The sequence below is a fragment of the Bacteroides sp. UBA939 genome, from assembly GCF_002293435.1.
Taxonomy (GTDB): domain Bacteria; phylum Bacteroidota; class Bacteroidia; order Bacteroidales; family Bacteroidaceae; genus Bacteroides.
This window is the reverse complement of the sequence record NZ_DBDF01000136.1, coordinates 1-22,600: the sequence shown is the minus strand read 5'-3', so window position 1 is coordinate 22,600 and position 22,600 is coordinate 1. Positions and strand designations below refer to the sequence as shown.

Annotated in this window: 17 protein-coding genes; 5 read left to right on the top strand and 12 right to left on the bottom strand. The window is 42.9% G+C overall.

Features of this window, described 5'->3' with window-relative positions; translation table 11 throughout:
- Positions 1–70: 70 nt before the first annotated feature.
- The 4 genes from B2Z67_RS08650 to B2Z67_RS08635 form a co-directional block, all read right to left on the bottom strand.
- A complete protein-coding gene (locus B2Z67_RS08650; RefSeq protein WP_291529425.1) occupies positions 71–2,890 on the bottom strand; it encodes a glycosyl hydrolase family 28-related protein in 2,820 nt (939 codons plus the stop codon).
- Positions 2,891–2,915: 25 nt separating this feature from the next.
- Entirely contained in the window at positions 2,916–4,313 is a 1,398-nt protein-coding gene (locus B2Z67_RS08645) for a polysaccharide lyase 6 family protein (RefSeq protein WP_349677269.1), read from the bottom strand.
- Positions 4,314–4,528: 215 nt separating this feature from the next.
- A complete protein-coding gene (locus B2Z67_RS08640; protein WP_291529423.1) occupies positions 4,529–5,134 on the bottom strand; it encodes an OmpH family outer membrane protein in 606 nt (201 codons plus the stop codon).
- 29 nt (positions 5,135–5,163) lie between these two features.
- A complete protein-coding gene (locus tag B2Z67_RS08635; RefSeq protein WP_291529422.1) occupies positions 5,164–5,397 on the bottom strand; it encodes a hypothetical protein in 234 nt (77 codons plus the stop codon).
- A gap of 227 nt (positions 5,398–5,624) precedes the next feature.
- On the opposite strand from B2Z67_RS08635, the gene B2Z67_RS08630 reads away from it, so the two are divergent.
- From B2Z67_RS08630 to B2Z67_RS08610, 5 genes are all read left to right on the top strand, one after another.
- Positions 5,625–7,085, top strand: coding sequence for an aminoacyl-histidine dipeptidase (locus tag B2Z67_RS08630; protein ID WP_291529421.1), 1,461 nt, complete (start codon positions 5,625–5,627; stop codon positions 7,083–7,085).
- 878 nt (positions 7,086–7,963) lie between these two features.
- A complete protein-coding gene (locus B2Z67_RS08625; RefSeq protein ID WP_291529420.1) occupies positions 7,964–8,746 on the top strand; it encodes an AAA family ATPase in 783 nt (260 codons plus the stop codon).
- A gap of 4 nt (positions 8,747–8,750) precedes the next feature.
- The gene (locus B2Z67_RS08620; protein WP_291529419.1) at positions 8,751–9,614 is read left to right on the top strand and encodes a DUF4435 domain-containing protein; all 864 of its coding nucleotides are present in this window, start codon (positions 8,751–8,753) and stop codon (positions 9,612–9,614) included.
- A 252-nt stretch (positions 9,615–9,866) separates the two neighbouring features.
- A complete protein-coding gene (locus B2Z67_RS08615) occupies positions 9,867–11,303 on the top strand; it encodes a choice-of-anchor Q domain-containing protein (protein WP_291529418.1) in 1,437 nt (478 codons plus the stop codon).
- Positions 11,304–11,413: 110 nt separating this feature from the next.
- Positions 11,414–12,475 (top strand): endonuclease/exonuclease/phosphatase family protein, encoded by a 1,062-nt coding sequence (locus tag B2Z67_RS08610; RefSeq protein WP_291529417.1) that lies wholly within the window; start codon positions 11,414–11,416, stop codon positions 12,473–12,475.
- On the opposite strand, the gene B2Z67_RS08605 is transcribed toward B2Z67_RS08610, so the two are convergent.
- The 8 genes from B2Z67_RS08605 to B2Z67_RS08570 form a co-directional block, all read right to left on the bottom strand.
- Positions 12,465–14,168 (bottom strand): O-antigen ligase family protein, encoded by a 1,704-nt coding sequence (locus B2Z67_RS08605; protein WP_291529416.1) that lies wholly within the window; start codon positions 14,166–14,168, stop codon positions 12,465–12,467. The genes B2Z67_RS08610 and B2Z67_RS08605 overlap by 11 nt on opposite strands.
- A gap of 98 nt (positions 14,169–14,266) precedes the next feature.
- Positions 14,267–14,824 carry a DUF5043 domain-containing protein gene (locus B2Z67_RS08600; protein ID WP_291529415.1) on the bottom strand — a complete coding sequence of 186 codons (558 nt, stop codon included), beginning with the start codon at positions 14,822–14,824 and terminating at the stop codon, positions 14,267–14,269.
- Between the two features lie 58 nt (positions 14,825–14,882).
- Positions 14,883–15,440, bottom strand: coding sequence for a DUF5043 domain-containing protein (locus B2Z67_RS08595; protein WP_291529414.1), 558 nt, complete (start codon positions 15,438–15,440; stop codon positions 14,883–14,885).
- Complete coding sequence (locus tag B2Z67_RS08590; protein WP_291529413.1) at positions 15,437–17,116, bottom strand: hypothetical protein; 1,680 nt, start codon at positions 17,114–17,116, stop codon at positions 15,437–15,439. Before B2Z67_RS08590 ends, B2Z67_RS08595 begins: the two co-directional genes overlap by 4 nt.
- Positions 17,117–17,295: 179 nt before the next feature.
- Positions 17,296–18,297 carry a DUF4435 domain-containing protein gene (locus tag B2Z67_RS08585; protein ID WP_291529412.1) on the bottom strand — a complete coding sequence of 334 codons (1,002 nt, stop codon included), beginning with the start codon at positions 18,295–18,297 and terminating at the stop codon, positions 17,296–17,298.
- A gap of 197 nt (positions 18,298–18,494) precedes the next feature.
- Positions 18,495–19,322 carry an AAA family ATPase gene (locus B2Z67_RS08580; protein ID WP_291529411.1) on the bottom strand — a complete coding sequence of 276 codons (828 nt, stop codon included), beginning with the start codon at positions 19,320–19,322 and terminating at the stop codon, positions 18,495–18,497.
- Positions 19,323–19,372: 50 nt separating this feature from the next.
- The gene (meaB, locus tag B2Z67_RS08575; protein WP_291529410.1) at positions 19,373–20,470 is read right to left on the bottom strand and encodes a methylmalonyl Co-A mutase-associated GTPase MeaB; all 1,098 of its coding nucleotides are present in this window, start codon (positions 20,468–20,470) and stop codon (positions 19,373–19,375) included.
- 203 nt (positions 20,471–20,673) lie between these two features.
- The gene (locus B2Z67_RS08570) at positions 20,674–21,744 is read right to left on the bottom strand and encodes a DUF1573 domain-containing protein (RefSeq protein ID WP_291529409.1); all 1,071 of its coding nucleotides are present in this window, start codon (positions 21,742–21,744) and stop codon (positions 20,674–20,676) included.
- Between the last annotated feature and the right edge of the window lie 856 nt (positions 21,745–22,600).

Sequence of the window (22,600 nt, the reverse complement as noted above, 5' to 3'; positions counted from 1 at the left end):
ATAGAGATACTACTGATTATTAATAGAGATACAACTGATTATTAACAACATAAAACATGCGAAACTTGAGTCATTTAATATTAACGTCTTTACTCCGGATAGTTTTCACCTTCTCCTTCTCCGTAATACCTTCTTCCACCTGCAAGCCTTTTATCTCCGCACCGATAACATCATCCAGCACCACCGCATAACGCCCGTCTTTCTGTTCGGTATTGATTCTACAGTTATCCAATACGAAACCTTTTACATGGCGCGCCCAGAAACCGAAAGAAGGTTGGGTTTTCAAATCGCCCACGTTATAGCGTCCCACTCCAATCTCAGGCGGACAAGCCTCCGCATCTTCCGAAGGATGTCCTCCCTTCACAAGAAGATTCACATCATGGAACTGCGCATTCTTTATGTATCCCGTATGCAAGCCATTCGGCAGACGAAAGGTTAGTTCCCCCTCTACATCCGCCGTATCCGGCAATTTGAAACCCGCAATGATAGGAGTCGCCTTGTTTTGAGAACCATCGTATGCCTTCCAACGACCACCGCGGAAAGAACTTCCTCCATATACTTCGTCTATATCTACCCCGTAAATCACAATATTCTCCACCTGCCCTATGTCGGAATTGGTAACCAGCAACTCCTTACGGACACTGCCATTCTCCGTAAAAGTAAACGAAGCTACATCTGCACCTAATACGCGTCCTCTGTTGGAAATGGAAATAAAGAACGGAGCACGTGTGCGGCGCATCACCGAACGGGAATGTATCGCGCCTGTTTTTCCACTGTTCAGGTAGACATTCTTTATATGTCCCCCATCATTAGTGGAAATGGAAAAACCGGCTTTGTTGGCGCCCAATACATAGATATTGTCCACATACAAATCCTGAATATCATCTGCCGTTTCCGAACCAATCTGGAACAGATTGCAATTTGTATCACCCACGATATTACGCACCATGTAGTTACGTGCCGGACGCGTAAAGCCTAACGAACAATCCGAACCGGGCTTCACAATATCATCAGAACTGACACGGGAATAAATATTCGTCACCGTCACGTCACTGCAAGCCATGAAATCATAAATATCACGGGCGTTCCGTGTATCGTGTCCGCCAAAATAAGTGTCATGTACATGAATTCCATCCGTACCCGTAGCCAGCAGAACAAAATGCCCTCCCTGGTCTATACGCAGCATATTGCTGACGTCATAGTTTCTCTGATTGTCCGCTTCCATATAATAAGGCTCGTCTTTCTGCGGGTCATACCACATATCCTTGCCCGTGTGCCATCCTCCTATTTCGATATTGGTACATAGTTTCAGGGAGAACATCTTATCACAGCGCTTGTCGGGTGCATTATTCATAACCTTGTCGGAAGTTACGAGATGACCGTTGCCCGTAATGCGTCCCGTACCGACAATCTTCACATTGTCAATACGTTCACCGAAAAACATGGCATTGCGGAAAAATGTATGTCCTACATCTTGTTTGGTCAGATAATTCTCCGGGTCGGAATAAGGGCGCGGGTCGGTTGGAGAAAGCCCCGAACGATAAGCCCGGTCGCTAAACCAAGTGGTTTCGGGGGCATCACCATTCGGAAGTCCCTGAATTACGGCATCGGCATCCAGGTGCAACCATACATTGCTTAGAAGATGAATTGTCCTCACGTTATAGTTACCGGCAGTAAACCGTAAGATTCCTCCTCCGATTCTGTTCACCTCCTCAATCGCTTTATTAATAGCCTCCGTATCGTCTGCTATTCCATCGCCTTTTACACCTGCGTTCTTTACATCCTGAAGACCGGAATAGTACCAAACTACATTCGATTCACCCGGATTATCGCCACCCTTTACCAACAGTTTAAAAGCATACAACTGATTGGGGCTTAAGCGGGAAGCTGTGGCAAAGTCATCATCCGGCAATATTTCTGCTTTTGCAGGATTCCAGGTTTTCCCTTTATCTCCGGATTGCAACAAAGTTACCGATTCCGCATTGCGGGGAGCTGTCCAATAGAACGAGGCAGACGACAGGTTCCAGTCTTTTTTACAGGTAAATGCACGTAAAGCATTCCGGGTGAAATCAGCAACAGTCGCCACCCCTTCAAGAGTTGCAGTAGCCACCGGACTATAAAGAACTTCGGGTTCAGAAGTCACGTAATCGGCCTCAAACGTATAATTCCCTTTCTCCGGCAATGCCACACCATTGATATGAAGCTGTATATCAGGACCATTGGAAGGGCGGAAATCCAGATTCTTAAAGACTAACAGGCTACCGTGTTTTCCTTCTTTATGAATTTCAACGTCACCTACTTTACTATACGAATAGTTGGTTCCTGTACGTCCGATAGACTGTTTGGGCAAATCACGCAAAATCACCTCTCCGCGTCCGATTACGTTTACCGTCGTGTTATCCAATGTTACATCAATGCCCTCCGGAATGCGGATTCTTACAGTAGTCATCGGACTGCGTTGTCCGGCATAAAAGTCAAGCATTAACTTGCCTGCTGTCTTTACGGTAAATGTTGTGCGGTTCAGTTTAATCACGGGCGGCAACGCTCCTTTGCGTATTCCTACAGGCAGACGTTTTTTAGTAGATGATTGTAGATAATCACCGTTCACGGGTGTTCCTTCCGTTTTTTCCTGTCCGTCAGAAGCAAACCAACGGTAGGCGCCCGAACCGGAGCGAACTAATTGTTCTTTCAGTTCTGCTACCGGTAATAAAGTGGAAACCAATCCTTCATTCTCCGGAGTATCTACCGTGTAACGAAAAGTAGTTCCTTCAAATAACAACAAAGAGTCACGGGTTAATTGCCAGGGATATAACTCTACGGCGTACAAATTCGTACCGAGTATTCCCAATAACAAAGAAGCCGGCAAAATTTTCGATAAAAAGAATTTCATATCTGAGTGCATATTGGGGGACAGATTAGCGGTGCATATCTATATAATTCACATTCTCTTTCAGCGCTTCATACCACAATGGTCCTGCTGCAAAGATACACGCATCAACTCGTTCTCTTTCCATTTTCTCTAAACCTACAGGTATTTCCGCAGTTTTAAATCCTGCCCGCACCCGGTCATAAGGAACAGTCGCCAGAGAATTTTTATCCGGAAATGCCCATTGGTTATCCAAAAACAAAAAGCCGGGAAGAACTTCATCGGTTCTCACTATCTTCAATTCAGGAGTTCGGCCGGCAAACAGATTGTGGGCAAAACGGACATTACGGGGCATCTTCTCTCCACGCCCCGTTCCTAATTCCAAAGAACTGTTCAGGAATATATTATAAGCGATATCCACATTCTCTACCCGGTGATATGAAGTCAGCGGTTCTTTCTTCACGTCTGTCTCAGCCGTAGGGCGTTCATAGACTCCCACACGCACCAGCAAGCCGAATGATCTTACATCTTTTACATAATTATTATAAACCGTATGCCCTTGATTGATGATACGGATACCGGCAGTCTCACGAAGATTATGCCCGATAAATGTATTCGATTCTATCACATTATAATGTCCATGACGGCAAACAAGCCCGCCTGCCGACTCATAAAACAGATTCCTGCGCAGTACATTGTGACAGGACTTCACGGAAATAATTTCATTTTCTCCGTTACACCTGAAAAACACATTGTCCTCAACGATAGTGCGGGATTCCAACTGGGACGACCAGGAGTGCCCGATACGAATAATCTCCGCCCCATTGCCTCCATAAAGTTGGCGTTCGCCGAAGAAGTTATGGTCTATCAAATGATTATTTAAGTGACTGTCGGCATGTAGCCAAACCTGTAGCACTAACCCGCCTACGCGTTTGTTGGCAAAGTAACAATGGTCTATCCGGTTATTCGTACCTCGCAATCCTACCCAATACTCATCTCCTTCCCGGGGGCGCGAACCTTTCTGAGGGTCGTTACATTCATCAATCACACAACGGGTCATGCGGCAGTTTGAAGCATAAATTCCATGTTCCTTTTGGAAATCAATCATATCATGCCGTATTGCCCATGCTTTATAAAAGAACAGGTCTTCCAGTTGCAAATATTCCCCATACACTTTCAGGTTCAATCTGCCGGAGATGATAGCCTTTCCGGGATTCTCGGCTCTCCATACAACAGGTTTACCGAAGACTCCCTGACCCGTAAAATGAATTTCTTCCAGATTGTTGTATGCGCCGTCTTTCAGGATAACTACATCGCCCGGTTTCAGATTCCCACCGCCCAACAATTGTTTCATTGCCGGAATGTCTTCGGGTGAAAAGGTATATTCTTTAGCCGAAGCAAAGAATGATACGGATAAAAGCAAGAGTACACAAAACTTTTTCATCATGTTTTTCTATTTCAAAATTTAAAATCACAAAGCAAATATAGAAGATTAAAACATGAGTGGAAACAGGTAGTAACCCGGCAGGAGCAATTTGAGAGGATACTTCAAAAGAAAGATACGTTTTTATAACTTGCACCGGTATAAAAACAATTGTCCCCTTGCATTGCAACAATAACTGCAATGCAAGGGGACGAGAGCTTTACTTAAGAAACTGTTTTTTATTGCTTAGCGGGAGAAGAATATCTCGCGTTCAATCCATCAACGATTTCTTTGGTTATGTTATAGATACTGTCTGCATACAACAGGTTATCAAAACCGGTATTGCTGATAATCATACTGTATCCTTTCGTCTTATTATATTGTTTCACGAAAGCATTGATAGAGTCGCGCAACTGCAAACTGTTTTTTTCGTTCTCACTTACCAGTTCGGACTGCAACTTGTTGCTCAAATTCTGCAAATCCTGTTCCAGTTTAGCGATACGGTTGTATTCCTGCTCGGCTCTTTCCGAAGAAAGATAAGCATTGTTCTGATACTTCGTCTGGAAATCCTGTTTCTGCCTCTCCAGTTCTCTGGCTTTCTGGTTCAATGTCAAACGAACATTTTCGCCCTTCTTCACCATGGCTTCATTCAAGTCCACGCAGAAGTTATATTGCGACAGAAGCGTATCTATTTCAACAAAAGCTATTTTCATTTCAGATAGCCCACTTGCTGTTTGTTCTGCCGTAGTTGCCGCTTGATTATCAGCTTTACCTGCACATTGAGAAAATAAAACGATAAGTGCAAGGGCAGCCAAACCGTTCACGAGGTAGTTCAATCTCTTCATAACTTGTAAAATATATAGTTTTTAAATTATTAATTCATACCATCACTTAAAGCTTTTTCCAGTTCATCAATAGAGAAACGGGATTTCTTCCGTGCTTCCCGGTCTTGCGACTGTATGCACCCGATGCCTTTCTCCTGCATTGCTTTATTGCCACTGACATGTCCGTTAGGGAATTTCCCCCCTTTTACGAAAAAGACTTTCACACCCAATAACGCAATACAAATAGCAACTATTAACAAAGTTATCAATACTGTATCAAGCATTTCCACTAATTTTGTAACATGAAAACAAGCTGCATTCCGGCAAAATGATAATAAATTCTCTTTTGCTTTCAGAACCGTGCAATTTTCATGGGTGCAAATATAGGGCTTTGTATGGACTAAGCCGCTTCTTTTACCCTAAAAAAAGAGGGACAGTAATTAAATAGTTAATCATTTTAACCATATTTAGCAATGAGAGGTTAGAAACAAACATTCATAAAGGAAATAACATGAAAAAGAATGAACTGAAACCGGCCGGCGTATTTCATTATTTCAATGAAATCTGCCAAGTGCCACGCCCTTCGAAGAAGGAAGAGAAAATGATTGCTTACCTGAAAGCATTCGGAGAGAAACATAATTTAGAAACGCGGGTGGACGAAGCCGGCAATGTAGTTATTAAGAAAGCGGCTACCCCGGGGATGGAAAACCGGAAGACCGTTGTTTTGCAGTCGCACACGGACATGGTATGCGAAAAGAATAACGATGTGCAGCACGACTTCCTTACCGACCCGATAGAAATCGTGATTGACGGTGAGTGGATGAAAGCCAAAGGTACTACGCTGGGAGCCGACAACGGTATCGGTATTGCAACGGAACTGGCTATCCTTGCCGACGACAGTATTCAGCACGGCCCTCTGGAATGCCTGTTCACCGTAGACGAAGAAACCGGCTTAACAGGCGCTTTCGCCCTGAAAGAAGGTTTCATAAGCGGAGATATCCTGCTGAATCTCGACTCCGAAGATGAAGGCGAACTCTTTATAGGTTGCGCAGGAGGCATCGACTCCGTTGGGGAGTTTACATATAATAAGGTGGATGTTCCTGCCGGATATTTCTGCTGCAAGGTGCAGGTGAAGGGATTAAAAGGCGGACACTCCGGTTCGGACATTCATCTGGGACGTGGTAACGCCAATAAGATATTGAATCGTTTCCTAAGCCGGACTTTCCGGAACTACGACATGTATCTCTGTGAAATAGACGGCGGCAACTTGCGCAATGCCATTGCCCGTGAAGCACACGCCGTTATCGCGATACCGGAAAATGACAAACATGCCCTGCGTGCGGATTTGAATATATTCGCCGCCGAAGTACAGGCTGAATATGCCGTAGCCGACCCCGACTTGCAACTTCTTCTGGGATCAGAAAACACATGTACAAAAGCCATTGACAAGGATACCACCAAACGCTTACTTCAAACCCTTTACGCCGCACCCCACGGAGTTTATGCCATGAGCCAAGATATTCCGGGACTGGTAGAAACCTCCACCAACCTTGCATCCGTCAAAATGAAGCCGGGCAACATTATCCGTATCGAAACCAGCCAGCGCAGTTCCATCGCCTCATCCAAACAGGATATTGCAACCATGGTACGCACAGTCTTCGATATGGGTGGAGCCAAAGTAAGTTCCGGAGACGGTTATCCGGGCTGGAAGCCTAACCCGAACTCCGAGATATTGAAAATCGCCGAAGAATCCTACAAGCGTTTGTTCGGGGTAGATGCCCAGGTGAAAGCCATTCATGCCGGACTGGAATGTGGTTTGTTCCTCGACAAGTACCCTTCACTGGACATGATTTCTTTCGGCCCTACGTTGCAGGGAGTACACTCGCCGGATGAACGGATGCTTATTCCCACAGTAGATAAGTTCTGGAAACACTTGCTGGATATTCTGGCGAATGTCCCTGTGAAAGAATAACCGTTTCCCAACGTTGAATTCATTTTTTAACTTATGCAATTACCTCCATAAAGTTGAAAATCGATTTTTATCTGCCATCTGCCACCTTTTTGCTCGTATTCGTCTGATAATGAACAAATTGGAGCGTTGCAGATACCCGTTGCAGATGTGTGGCAGATAAAGTATCTGCCACACATCTGTTTTTATCAGATTCTCTCCGACTGATGTCCCCTTCATGTACGGTTCATGCCTCTTTCAGGCATAGGCACGGTGGTTAGTTTCACCGTGACAAACGTTTTGTTCCAAAGCGTGGAACGTTTAGTTTCAACGAGTGAAACGTTTAGTTTCAACAGGCTGAAACACTTCGTTCCGGACTGAAATACATTTAGTTCCAATACTAAGAAACGAAGTGTTTCTTTGCATTGGAACTAAATGTTTCATCCCGTTGAAACTACATTCTAAGCTTTGGAACGTAAGCATCATTACATGGTTCTTTTCTATCTTGCTCCTACCTTTGTCTCGAACTAACCTGTATTATTCATACTGTAGTTAAAGGAGTTATCACTTTGTTAGGAGTTAAGGAGTTAAAGCCAAATCAAGAAAGATTTCTTATCCGATGACTTTCAAAAAATAGAATCGTATATTTACATCGATATTTTTAATATGAAAAATATATAGATTTCGATAAAAACAATATGAAAAGAAAGATTGAAGATACATTGTTTTTATGGAACGGACAGAAAAAGCCTCTGCCTTTAATGTTGCTTGGCGCAAGACAAAATGTGATATTAAAATTAGAATAAGGACTTTACGCTAATAAACATGGAACAAAAACATGCTTCTTTTAGGAAAAACGAGGATAAATTTGTTTCTTTGCAATGCTAAAGATAAATCCCAATATGGAAAGAGGAAAGAAATCATATATAACGTCATTTGACATAGAAAACTTGTGGGGCTTCAAGAACCTGCATTGGGAGAATGTGAATCCTGATGTTAATATTTTAGTAGGTATTAACGGGAGTGGAAAAACAACTCTGCTTGATGTGATTTACGCCTATTATAAAGAAGATGCCAAGGAACTTAAAAGATTTCAGGGAAAGATTACAGGGAATCCACTTCCTATAGAAGCTTATCCGGTAGTATATATTCGTTCGTTTGACACGCCCGTACTTGACAAACGCAAAACGGAGAGTCCTCTGATGCAAGAATTAAACAATGTTGTCTTTCAAAATAAAGAAGGTCTGTCTTTTTTCAATTATCGCATGAAAATGCTTGATTATAAAGATAAGGCTAATGAGATTCAGAAAAACATAGATGAACTATTCAAGATTGTTAATTCCATGTTTTCCGATACCGGTAAAACTATAGACATACAGAAAGGGAATAACAGTACTTTTATATTTCATCAAGGAGAGCATACTGTTAGCTTGGAGCAACTCTCTTCGGGAGAAAAACAGTTACTTTTGATTTTACTGAAAGTGTTCTTGTTTGAAAAGCAACCGGGAATCGTGCTGATGGATGAACCCGAGGTTTCGCTACACATCAGATGGCAACGTGAAATCGTAGACATGCTACGTAAATTGAATCCTGAATGCCAGTTTATTATTTCCACCCATTCACCGAGTATTTTTAGTTCCGGATGGGGAGATAAAGCTGTCTATATGGAAGATCTCATGAAATAAAATTATGACTCAAACATACATAGAAGCCCAGGCTGAATATTTCACAAACATTCCCATTCTCGACAGGAAATATAAATCCTGTGTTCACTTGGAAGATAAGGAAGATAAACTGTTTTGGGATACTTTGTTGCAAAAGTATCGTAAAGGGAATTACTACTATATCTATCATAGTAAGAGTGATAGTGGAAATGAGACCAGCGGGTGTACTCAGTGCATGAAATACAAAGGATTCTTATCGGAGAATTTCTTTATTTGTATAGATAGTGATTTACATCACCTTCGTGAAGAAGCCGATATAGATCCAAAGAATTATATACATCAAACCTATACTTATTCATGGGAGAATCATTACTGCTTTGCAAAGAGGTTACAAAAAACACTAAGTGAAAAATGTCCGGAAGCAGCAACAAAGTTTGATTTCAATGTTTTCCTTGCACGTTATTCCTCTGCTGTATATGAGCCATTTCTTCTTTTTCTTTCAATGGATCGGAAAAGAATAAAAAGATTTAATCAAAAGGTTTTCAATAAATGCTTGCCAAAAGAATGTAAAAGTGCCGATATACCTGATAATGGAGTAAGGTTGACTGACAGCATGCTGGCTGACTTCAAACGATTCGATCCACTGAAATCAAGCAGTGACTTTGATTTTGAGTTTGAAAAACAGTATTATGAGCAACTGGGGTTGACAGAAAGTAATGTTTATCTGCACATAAAAGGACATTACCTTTATAATCTGATAAAACATATCGGCCAACAATTATGCAGTAGCATGAGGATTAACTTCGAACATGAGGTTTTGCTGGATACAATAGCTTTGGATGAATATTGGGAAATAGAGCACATCGGTTTAGATTTAGGAATGTTCTGACAGATTTCTATTTGCTTAGAATATTTCAGGGAAATGAATTCATACAAATAATTAGTTGTTTTAAATTATAAAGATCAATAAATGGTCAGAATTAGTTGGTATTATGTTGTAAGAACATAATGTTTGCAAAACATAATAGTCCCGGGTATGAAATTTATAGACTACGTTTATCACCGATTTTCAATGATAAATGCAACTTCACCTATAATAAAGTTATCGGAATGCCGTTATTAAGAGAAACCGGATAACGGAATGAAATCAAAAGCCACATACATTATATATATTATCCCGATAATTTTTCTGTTGTCCATAACGGCATGCGACGACATGGAAGATTATTCGTCCGACCCGAAGCACATTCTTCAATTCTCACAGGATACACTGTGCATGGACACAGTATTTACAGGTATTCCCACCTCTACCCGCCAATTGAAAATATACAATCCTCACAAGAAAGCGCTGATGATTTCTTCCATCACTCTTGCCGATGCAGGAAAATCCGGTTTCCGCATCAACGTGGACGGTGTACCGGGAAACCGGTTTACTGATATGGAAATTGCCGCAGAGGACAGTCTGTTTATCTTTGTAGAAGCCACTTTGCCGGCACAAAATAACGTGAGCGCCACACTGGTAAGAGACTCAATCCTTTTTCAACTAAACGGAATCAGCCAGGAAATAAAGCTATGGGCATTTGCACAGGATGCACTTACTTTCAGAGGAAAAGTGATAGAGAGAGATACACTGATAACCGCAGAACGCCCAATAGTGATATATGACAGCATCAGCATTGCACCGGACGCCCACCTGATCCTTGCTGCCGGAACCCGCCTGTTTTTCCACGGCAAGGCCGGCATGCAGATACATGGACGTTTATCAGCATACGGCACTCCTTCGGCGCCCGTCGTCTTCCGGGGAGACCGCACAGACCGGCTATTCCCCTACCTGCCTTACGACCGCCTGCCGGGACAATGGGGTGGCATTCGTTTTTACAATACCAGCTACGCAAATCATTTGGTTTACGCCGATATCCATGGAGGAAGTTTCGGCATTCGCTGTGATTCTTCGGCAACAGACCGGCTTAAACTAACGTTGGAACATTCGGTTGTCCGCCAGACATCAGGCAATGCGCTGGAACTGACCGCCTGCCGGGCGGTAGTGGGAAATAGCGAAATCAGCAATGCGGGAGAGAATTGCGTCAGTCTGTTAGGAGGAGATTATATGTTCGTTCATTGCACATTGGCGAATTATTTCAGTTGGAATACGCGGAAAGGAGTTGCCCTGCAAATACGGAATGAACAAGACGAGACGGTCTACCCACTATCTTCCGCCATATTCCGTAATTGCATTATTGCCGGTTCGGGTATGGATGAAATCAGCGGAAACCATTCTAAAGATGAAAACATCGCTTTCAATTATTATTTCTCTCATTGCCTCATCAACTCGACAGAGGAAGAAAACGACAGGATCGTGAACGTGGTGTGGGAGAAAGATGATAATTTTCTTCTCATGGATAGTGGAAAACAGGAATACAATTTCAATCTCGGAAAGAAATCCAAAGCTATAAATCTGGGGAGAAAAGAAGATGCAAACATGTATCCGACAGACAGAAACGGCAACTCACGGCTGCAAGACGCAGCGCCGGACGCCGGATGTTATGAGAAACTTACCGGAAATGAAGATGCCCAATAGCGCCTTTAGCAATGAATAGACTTCTTGTAGATTTGTTTTTGTATATGCACGCACATGCACGTGCGTTGAACAGTAAATTTCTGTAAACTCTAAGATAAACGCCCTGCTCAATGAACATACAACAAAGCATCACCGTTCTCTTCTTGTTTTTCCCTTTTTCCCTTCTTTACGGACAAACCGGAACAGACACCCTTTCTTTCCGTGTCATGACCTACAACGTTGAGAATTTATTTGATTACCGGCATGATACGCTAAAGAATGATTATGAATTTCTGCCTGATGCCCTGCGGCACTGGAATTACAGCAAATATAAAAGGAAACTGGATGCCATTGCGCGTGTTATTACAGCGGTAGGCGGTTGGACACCTCCTGCACTCGTCGCTCTTTGCGAAGTAGAGAACGACAGCGTGTTGCGCGACCTTACCCGTCGCTCGGCGCTTCGAGAAGCCGGATACCGCTATGTGATGACCGATTCTCCCGACGAACGCGGAATAGATGTAGCTCTGCTTTACCAACGAAGTTTATTCAAACTGCTTTCCCATCAGGGTATCCCTATTCCCCGCACAACAGGCAAAAAGACTTTTTATCCCACAAGGGATATACTCCATGTTTCCGGTTTACTGTTGGATAAAGATACTTTGGATATATTTGTCGTTCATCTTCCATCCCGGTCGAGCGGCGCCAAAGAAAGCGAGCCTTACCGTCTACTTGCCGCCCAACGACTAAAAACAGCGGCGGACAGCGTTTATCATCAACGTCTCCGCCCTCGGATTCTTATTATGGGAGATTTCAATGATTATCCCGGCAACAAATCCATCCGAGAAATTCTGGCGGCAGAAGCGCCACCTCAGGATAAAAGCGCCCTGCAACCGCGGCGTCTTTATCATTTACTTGCCCGTAAAGCCGCCACACAAAAGAAATTCGGCAGCTACAAATATCAGGGAGAATGGGGATTGCTGGATCATATCATTGTATCAGGCACGCTCCTCCAACCCTCCGCCAATCTCTATACCAGTGAAGGCGAAGCCGATATTTTCCGCCCGCCTTTCTTATTGGCAGAAGACAAGAAATACGGCGAAAAGCAACCTTTCCGCACTTTCTACGGAATGAAGTATCAGGCAGGCTATAGTGACCATCTGCCGGTATGGGCGGAGTTTCGGCTTATTTATTAAAGTAGTCTTGTACTTCCGCTTTCATGCGTTTCACCTCCTTGTTCTCAATTTTCACTTTCATACCTATTATCTCCGGAGCAATACTGTCTGCTTTGTTTTTCTGTTCACTTTGCAGATAAAGTCTAAAAAGAAGAAACTTCGGTGTAATATAAGTGGGAACCATGGTAGCGGCATATCTGATACGTTGTTCGGATTGCTCCCAATTAGCTGCCTGCTGGTATAATAATCCTAATTTACAATAAATCTCGGTAGTAGGACACAGCCGGGTAGCTTGTTCCAAAACCGGTATAGCTATTTTAGATTCTTCTTTCATTAAAAGGATTTGTGCGTATTTCAGGACAAAATCTGTTCGCTTGGCAAAACAAGGATACTCGTTCTGCAAATAATCACCATGTGTGCCTCTCCAACAATAGTCAACCAAGGCGGTATCCAGTTTTCTGTAATAATACCATTGCCGGACAGAGATAACAGCACATACGGCAATAATCAGGAAAAAAAATACTTTCAACCTGACATTCACTTTTATGGAATACAATTTCCTATCAGACAACATGCCTATCAAAAAAGGGAACCACAGTAAAAGCGGCATGCAATCCCGCGGATACGAGAACAAAGAAAATATGCCATATCCAAGTAATAAAAAACTTCCGATTTTCCACGCTTCATTCCTGACGCCTTTTGTCAATGTATACAAGATAATGCACAACAGTATAATGCCTATCAATCCATATTCACACATTATCCTTACTATCTCATTGAACGCGTAGGTATTATCGGCGGCCAATATTTTGTCTGTCAAGCCATTAGAATGAGACAAATAGTCGGCTAATTGGGGCATGTAGTTTCTTTTTACGGCATCTGCACCGTGTCCTGTCAGGGGACTTTCGCATATCAACTCCGAGCAAACCTTCCAAATGAGCAATCTGGAGTCAGCCGATTTTTGTTTGTACATGTAAACAGGAACAGCCAGCAAACTCAGCGCGACAATGAAACCGGCTACTTTGAACAGCCGTCTGATTCTCAATTTATATGTTATTATAAAAAATAATGCAACAAAAGCGGCAACACATGCAGCTCTTGATTCGGACAAAATACAGACTATACCGGTCAACAGGATACAGACATACAAAAAAAGTTTCAGGCAAAAATTCCGTGGTGGGGCATACAGCAGCAGTCCTGCAGCAGAAATAAGAGAAATACATACATAACCGCCCAGCATTCCCGGATTGAAGAAACTACCTATCACAGGAAACGCCGGATGGTTATAAAAAAGCAGACCGAAGCATTGAAAGATTGCCATTACCGATTGCACAGTACCAGACAGAATCATTCCATATAAAAACAATCGGAAACCTCCCTGAACGCTACCCCACCATCTACCAACCAAATATGCTGTCAGCAAGAGGCCTATTTCCAACAAGTAGCTTCCAGCTATTCTCATCCGGATGTAGTCATCAAGTAAAACATATACCGAAAAAGCTAATACGGCTATATCTGTAGAAGAAACGGAAACTATCTTTGCCGAAGTTATTGCATAAATCAGTATGACTACATATACAGACAAACATATACCTGCTGCATTATATTCTCTTGACTCATAGTAAGCGCACATCATTGGGAGCAGGATGCTCAACAGCACGGGCAACAATAAGACAATCTTGTGTAATTGGTATATATTATGTTCTGTATTCATAATCTGATAAATGTATCGAAACTGATAAAGTTCTTTGTTTCATAGATATTTGATATCACTCCCGACAACTTGGTGATAATCGGAAATGACGAGTTTCTTTATGGGGTGGTGATTTCTTGTCTCCAGAATCTACAAATATAATTCAGTTTCTTTCCGTCTGCTGTAGGTGTGAACCATATATTATTTTTTAGATCCGTTTCAATCTTACGATACACAGATACAGGAATTGTTGCGAAAGGATTACCCGTACTCGTAAAAGTAAATCTTACTTCAATCACTTTTCCTGTTTCCGGACTTATATACATGAATATTCCAAAGTCCCGTCCATTCACCCTTTGTCGTTCAGTAGCGGAGAAAGCACTGTTTACTATCTGTTTACATTTCTGGCGTGTCCAGTTGTCGTCTACCACATCAGGCGGATTACCAAGCAATGGCGGTAATTTTCCGGTAGCCTTATACATTTGTTCCGTATAAGTCAAGCTATTCACCTTGTTATACAATGTCACTTTTTTACTCTCCTGTACCACGTCACACTGATAAGTGTATCCACTCTGATAGAGTGTTTTTGTAGTGGTATAATAGTTAGTCTGTGCTGATAATTCAACACAATACAAGATGCATATAAGCAATAAACCGATAAAACCTTTTATCCTCATAGATACAATTTAATGTTATTCCCAACAGTTTAGTGACTATCGGGAATAACAAACCCCTTTATGGAGCAGTGATTTCTTGATACCAGAACCGGCAAATATAATTCAGTTTCTTTCCGTCTGCTGTAGGTGTAAACCAGATATTAGTTTTCAGATCCATTTCAATCTTGCGATATACAGATACGGGAATTGTTGCGAAAGGATCCGTACTCGTGAAAGTAAATCTCACTTCAATCACCCTCCCGGTTTCTGGACTTATATACATGAATATTCCAAACACACGCCCATTCACTCTTTGTCTTTCAGTAACGGAAAAGGCACTATTTACTATCTGTTTACATTTCTGTCGCGTCCAATTGTCATCTTCCACATCAGGCGGATTACCAAACAATGGCGGTAATTTACCAGTAGCTTTATACACTTGTTCCGTATAAGTCAGGTTATTCGCCTTGTTATACAATGTCACTTTTTTACTTTCCTGTACCACATCACACTGATAAGTGTATCCACTCTGATAGAGTGTTTTTGTAGTGGTATAATAGTTAGTCTGCGCCGATAACTCAACACAACACAAGATATTTATAATTAATAAGCTAGTAAAATTAATTATTTTCATCATATACAATTTATAGTTAATTCACGTAAATTTTTAAAATTATCCAAACCTGTCCTTTCCCAGTCATACTTATAGATATTGGGATCATCATAACCGAGGCTCGACTCAAAAAAAGAGGCGACAGAACTTACGACAAAATCCAATTCTGTATTAGTCTTATCCGGAAGCAGATTGCCCTTAGAATCCAAATAAATTTTTAAACCTGCAACTGCATCAAGCCGTGCTGCTCCTGCCCAATCCCTTTCCCACTTACTCCCCTCATATCCTTCCTGTTTACTCAAATAAAGATACATGGCATAGTTCGCCTCTATTTCCTGGTTAATAAACGATTTATTCCAAGAAGCATCACTCTCACCCGTGTACTGGTAAGCATGCCAGAGTTCCTGAAACAACTGCCCACTTTCCACTTCTCCCAATGTAATAGTATTATTTACGAAAGAAGAATATCCCCGGTTCTCGTCAATAACAAGGCTTAACCTGCCGTTTTTTCTCAACAACTCTGTATACAAGGATTCACCCATGCAGTCATCCATTATATCTTTAAGCAGTTCGTTTACCTCTTCCCACAACTCTGCATTGTACGGCGACTGGTAGAACAATTCCGTTGCCGGATTATTTGTAGTGGAAGATTGATCCCCGTTCGAACCACCTTCACCACCACTTTCACCTCCACCTTCATCCGGTTTATCATCCCCTTCACCACCAAAGCATTGGCAGGGTGAGCAACCACATACGAAACAATACTTGAGACCATTATCCCAGCATACACAAGGCTCTTTCCCACAAAGAGGACAAAAGTTGGGAGAAGAACATATACAAAAACCCATGAGCATGCCGCAACTATCGCAATAGATATAGTAACCTTCGCATGTCCAACAGGAACAGTCGTCAACCCACTTTCCGCAGATACTACACACAGTACCCGGCAGATCAAAATTATCCCCAATTCCCCTTGTCGCTTTGACGGGGCTGAATAGTTCCATAGCGACATGGGAATCCGAATTATCGGCATGGGAGTGATCGCATACATGCCCGTTTTCATCTCCGTCATCATGATGGACATGCGCGGCAGGTGCAATGCGATGTGTTATGTTTCCATCCTTATATACATACCCGTGATACACCGTTCCGCCCAGCGAAGATACAAGCAGCAATCCTGTATAGTCCGTACCCCGGAAGTCCATTCCCAAGGTATCAAGCAGGGAAGGGTGTTTGCTTATATACCGACTGTCGGGCATATACGTTAATACATGTGCCATGACTTGCTCTCCCCGTTTTCGAACCAGCAATTTGGAACTGGTGTTGGAGAATTGGTATTTCACATCGTTGCCTTGACGAAGTCTTACCACGGAATGGAGTTCTTCATGTCTTGTCAAGGGAACAAACAAATTTTCAACACCGTCATGTTGCTTGACCATAGCTTTTCCCCAAAGTGGCGCAGCTTGAGGGGAGTAGTTTAGAGAATGTAAGCTACGGGTTCGAGACATTCCGGCACTCGAAGAAGTCCCAAGTACGGGAAGAGAGAGAACATTACGATTTTCCTCCAGAAAGCCTTTGGAAATCCTGACCATCTCCGAATCTTCAGGAGAGACACGGCTCAATTCGGAAAACTCCGTAAATTCATCTGTACAACTGAACAAAAGGCTACACAAAACAGCCATACGAAATAAGTGTTTCATAATAAAAGATAGTTTTATTTTGATTGTACGCTCCTGTTGGGAAGACATTATCATCCCTTCACAAGAAACCTTAAAATTAACTCTTCAAAGTTAATACTTTATATGTTAAGACATACAGGGTATTTGCTCTTTTAACGTTATTTACAAATAACACAAATCAGGAGTTAAGCAGTTCTGTTTCACTTCTCTTTCTCCAAAAACCTCCTTACGTCCTCTTTCAACCACTGATACAGATAAAGATTCCTGTATCCGCTATTCTTTTTCAACATCAGGTTTACATTCGTCAAACTATTCTCGTAACTGGTCAGTTCGTTGTGATACTGTTCGTTATGAGCGGCGAGACGTCTAATTTCCTGTTCACGTTCGCGACGTAGCACGGTACAAACCGGATTAAGAAGTTTTATCACAACACTGTCCATCAGGTGGTGTCCCTGTATATAAAGGTAAGTAGTATCAGGGGTCAGCCCCAGCTTTTCCAGTTCCGTACCCAGATTATCCACAAGTTCGATATTCTGAGGAAAACGTCCGCGCAACTCAGAGAGCTTCTTTGACACAGCATGTTGCACGTGTTCCAGCATCCGTTCAGGATGGTAGACATTGACATCTTTCAGATGGGTGCAGGTATTGAAGTCGTACATTGGAAAAGTATATGTATCATGCCGGCGGTAGAACCAGATATTCCACAGAAAGAGTGGATAAATAATCTGTGAATATTGCTTCAGGAAGACGGGGAAGTCTATCAGTTTGCGGTCGTTCAGCGTGGACTGTACGCAGACTTCATGCAAACTCTCCGCATAACAATGGAAGTTCTCGATAGCGTAAGCATACGTCTGGAATATATAGGGATTGCGGTTTATCTTACGGGATACATTCGTTTTGCCCTGCAACAGAAAATCGTAATCGCTATCTACACAGGCTATCAGGCTCTTACCCAGTTCGGCTGTGTTCAACGTGTTCATCAGTACCATCTTCTTGCCCTTGGCAAGAGAAGTGGCGGAGGGTAACATCACCTGAAAGTAATACTCATCTGTCTCAAACTCAGTCAGTAACGAGCGCCAGAAGGCTACATCGTCGTAACTTTCCACGTAAGCCACAATGCGTCGCCGGGCTTTCTTGGGATAGAGTTTATTGGCAGCGTCGAAATAGGCGGAAGTAAGATTATGTTTTAAAGAAGTAGCCACGGAGGTGAGGGGTTAGGGATTAGTGATTAGGGATTAGTGATTAGGGATTAGGGATTAGGGATTAGCAGTAAGCAATTAGCGGTAAGCGATTAGGGATTAGCGGTGAGTGATTAGCGGTGAGTGATTAGCGGTGAGTGATTAGGGATTAGCACCATGCGGCATGACAGCGCAGCCTGCTCATCACTAATCACTAACCCCTAATCACTAACTACCGTGGATATATCACTCACCTCCGTCACCGCATCCAACCAGCCTTCCATAATGACGGCAGGGGAATGAGTGGTGAGTATCAGTTGCACGTTGGGGTTCAGTTCTCGTATCATGCTGATGAGCTTCTGTTGCCACTCGATGTGCAACGAAGCTTCCGGCTCGTCCATGAAGAGCACACAGTGAGTATCATCGCGCACCAGCACGGTGAGTAGTATGATAAGCATCTGCTTCTCACCGGACGAGAGCTTGTAGGGCAAGAGGCGTTCGCCGTCCTGATAGAAGATGATTTCGTTGCTGCGGCGGTCTATCGTCTTGCGCGTATAGTTGAAGAGTTGATCCATCATATCCTGGAACTTCCGCTTAGGTATCGAAAGTGAAGCCGCTTGAGCGCGTTGCTGCTCATCACCGGAGAGGAGTTCAATCATCTTGTTGCCAATGTTGACCTGATAGTCGAGGTAGCGGCGTTGCAAGAGGTAGAGTTGCCAGTCGAGTTCGGACTTCACGTGCGGGTCGGCCATACGTGCGGTGAAGTCTCCCATTATCAGCGGACGGTCGTAACTACGGATCACGTCGTAAGGAATGTAAGTAGCATCGGGACGGTCGAAGGTAATTCGTACGCCCTCTATCTCTCCGTTCTTTATCTCACCCGAAAGCTCTTCCAGATAATGAACGGAACGATTGAGAATAGTAGTCTTTCCTACTCCGTTGATACCGGAAAGAATATTCACGTCGGGACGCAAATCCCAAGCAATGTCATACCGATCCCACAATCCATGTATCTCGATACGCTGGATGTAATTAGCTTGTTGTTCCATAGTTCTTACTTTTAATCAGAAACAAATATACGTGATAATCTCTGGTTTACTTATTTCTTCATTTCTTCAAAATACGTATCAAGCAGCCCCTTTGCCGCTACAAAAGAAGTCAGTTTACCTTGCAGCACTTGCAGTTCCTTGTCCGTCAGCATCGCCTCTATAGCCGGATTATGATAGAAGCTGTCGCGCAGGCGTTCGTTGATGCTTTCGTACATCCAGTATTTGCTTTGCTCGTTGCGGCGATAGTCAAAGTAACCGTTCTCCTTCACAAAGGCAATGTACTCGTAAACCATATTCCAGATTTCCTTCACTCCCAGGTTATAGAAACCGGAATAAGTCATCACTTGCGGAGTCCATCCCGAATCGGGTGCAGGAAACAGATGCAAGGCATTGCGGAATTGTGTTGCAGCCAACTTGGCACGGTCCACATTGTCACCGTCCGCCTTGTTGATAACGATACCGTCCGCCATCTCCATGATGCCACGCTTGATGCCTTGCAACTCATCGCCCGTGCCTGCCAATTGGATAAGCAGGAAGAAATCGACCATCGAATGTACAGCCGTCTCGCTCTGCCCCACGCCTACTGTCTCCACAAATATCTTATCGAAGCCTGCCGCTTCGCAAAGAATAATCGTCTCACGCGTCTTGCGCGCCACTCCCCCCAGCGAACCTGCTGATGGACTGGGACGAATGAAGGAATCGGGATGAACAGAGAGCTTCTCCATACGCGTCTTATCGCCCAGGATGCTGCCTTTGCTGCGCTCACTGCTGGGGTCGATGGCAAGTACTGCCAGTTTACCGGCGTATTTCTCCAACACATGCAGACCGAAAACATCAATAGAAGTACTCTTCCCCGCTCCCGGCACACCACTGATGCCTACGCGGACAGAGTTGCCCGAATAAGGCAGACACTTCTCAATGACTTCCTGTGCCACTGCCTGATGTTCGGGCTTCACACTTTCCACCAGAGTCACCGCCTGGCTCAGAACTGTAACATCTCCCTTTACAATACCTTCCACAAACTCCGCCACGGAAAGCTCACGTTTCTTGGATTTCGGGCGACGATAGGGATTGACGGACGAAGGTTGTTCAATGCCGGCATTGACCACTAATCCTTTATATTCTTTATTATTCTCCGGATGTTCCATAATTTAATTCTGGTTTATTAGTTGTTTAGCAGGCTACTCACTCCTCCGGGAGGCTGTGTTATAAAGTAAAGTACACTATCAAAAAGATATTTTTCATCCGCAGATTCCGCAGATAACACAGATTAGTTTTTTATTAAATCCGCGGAATCTGTGTCAGCTACGGATGGAGGATAGTAGACTTAAACTTTTGAATCGCTTATCTATTATTCCGCTTTAATGTTTATTTCCACTTTCGGCTGCACCGGGTCATTTGTAATCATCAGAATCCGCAGATGACGCTTCTTCCTGACAATTGATTTCTTATCTACAGTCACCCGCAGGCGGGTAGTCTCACCGGGTCGCAGCACACTCTTTTTAAGATTCACTCCCACGGCAGGATTAAATACCTGCAACTTACTTATATGCAACGGCGAACGCCCGGCATTGGTAAGTTGTATATCATGTTGAATCCGGTTTTTGTTTGCCGGTATTACACTTAAATCAATATCTGTTTCGGAGAGGCGGACAACAGGAGCATTCGCCTTGCCGGCATCAGAGAGTTCGGAAAAGTCAGGTAGAAGGATGGCGGAAAGCGGAATTTCATTTTCATCGCTCACCTTATCGCCGGTGAAGCGCGACAGGTAGACGGAAGCCTGCGTTAATCCCAAGTCATTCAGTTTCTCAGTGTTCAGTGTCAAAGTGATAAGTCCTTTTTCTCCTTCCTGAAGTACATTTGGTTCTACCTTCATATCCAGATAAGAAGGCAGGTGCATCAGTACCGGCTCATAAGAACGGCCTGACAGGTTTACAACACCTATCCGTATAACCGGTTTCTCTCCACGATGCGTATCAGGAAAGTCCAGTTCATTCTTATCTATGCGTATCTGACCGATAAGGTAGGGATAGGGTTTCGTAAAATCTTTCACTTCTTTTATCACCTCACCCGTAAAATACAGGTAAGCCAGGTTGGGCTGCGCATTATTATATATGGTAACCGACTTATCAAAATGCCCCAATGCTTCCGCATCGAACTCTACCGTAACTGTACCCTTCTCTCCGGGCGCTATGGGCGTTTCAGTCCATTGTGCTACGGAACAGGCACAGGAAGGTTCTACATTGTTGAGTATCAGTGGTTTATCGCCCGTATTCGTAATAACATACTGCACGGTAACAGGACGTTTCCATTCTATCTGCCCGAGGTTGCAGGTCTCTATATTGGATGAGAAACGCGGTTGGGCCACAGCGGTCAGCGTCATGGCAGCCAACGCATACATACATATCAGTGTTCGTTTCATTCGTTCTTTTAATTAAGATGCACAAATGTAGGTGTTTTCAGTGAGAGTTCCTAAAAGCACGTTCTAAAATTTCTTGTATAGACAAGGGACGGGGGAGTAGTAAGTTAGTAGTTAGTAGTTAGTAACCACTACTAACTACTAACTACTGACTACTACGATAAATAATGCAGGCTGAGAATTTGCGAAAACATCTAAATGATAATAAATAATAGTCATTTGCATTCATTATGATAGCATTATTCCGCTTTTCGTAACACGCCTTGATTTATAAATTCATCTTTTAGAATACTTGATGAATAAACAAAGAATAATGATGCACTATTTATGCACATTATTGCATATTTACAAGCTGTTTATGCAGAAAGAGCCTGTTGCTTAGGGATGAAACACTAATTATCTATAAGTAGAACACTAACTACTTGTAAGTAGATCGCTTGTTACCTATAAGTAGATCGCTTGTTACCTATAAGTAGTCGACTTGTTACCTATAAATAGTTGACTTATCCCGTCCGGTTTTTCCCTTATATCTGACTTTTCAGGAGATATTTTATTCTATAATAAATGTAAGTATTTCGATATCACTCTATCAGTCTGACACTTAACTACTTTCCACTCGCGTATTTCCAACCAGCCTTACCTTCGGGCGGAAATAACGCATTNNAACTAAAAATACAAAGTGACAAAGTGATAAACTGACAACTCCGGATTTTCCTCTAACCTGCATTATGAATAATACAGGTTGATATTACTCTACTGAAGTATCGCATGTTATTTATATTGTTGAATATAGAAGTATATTAGTAATGCGAATCAGTCGTTGATTAGCGTTGATTATCAGTAGTATCTCTATTCTCCT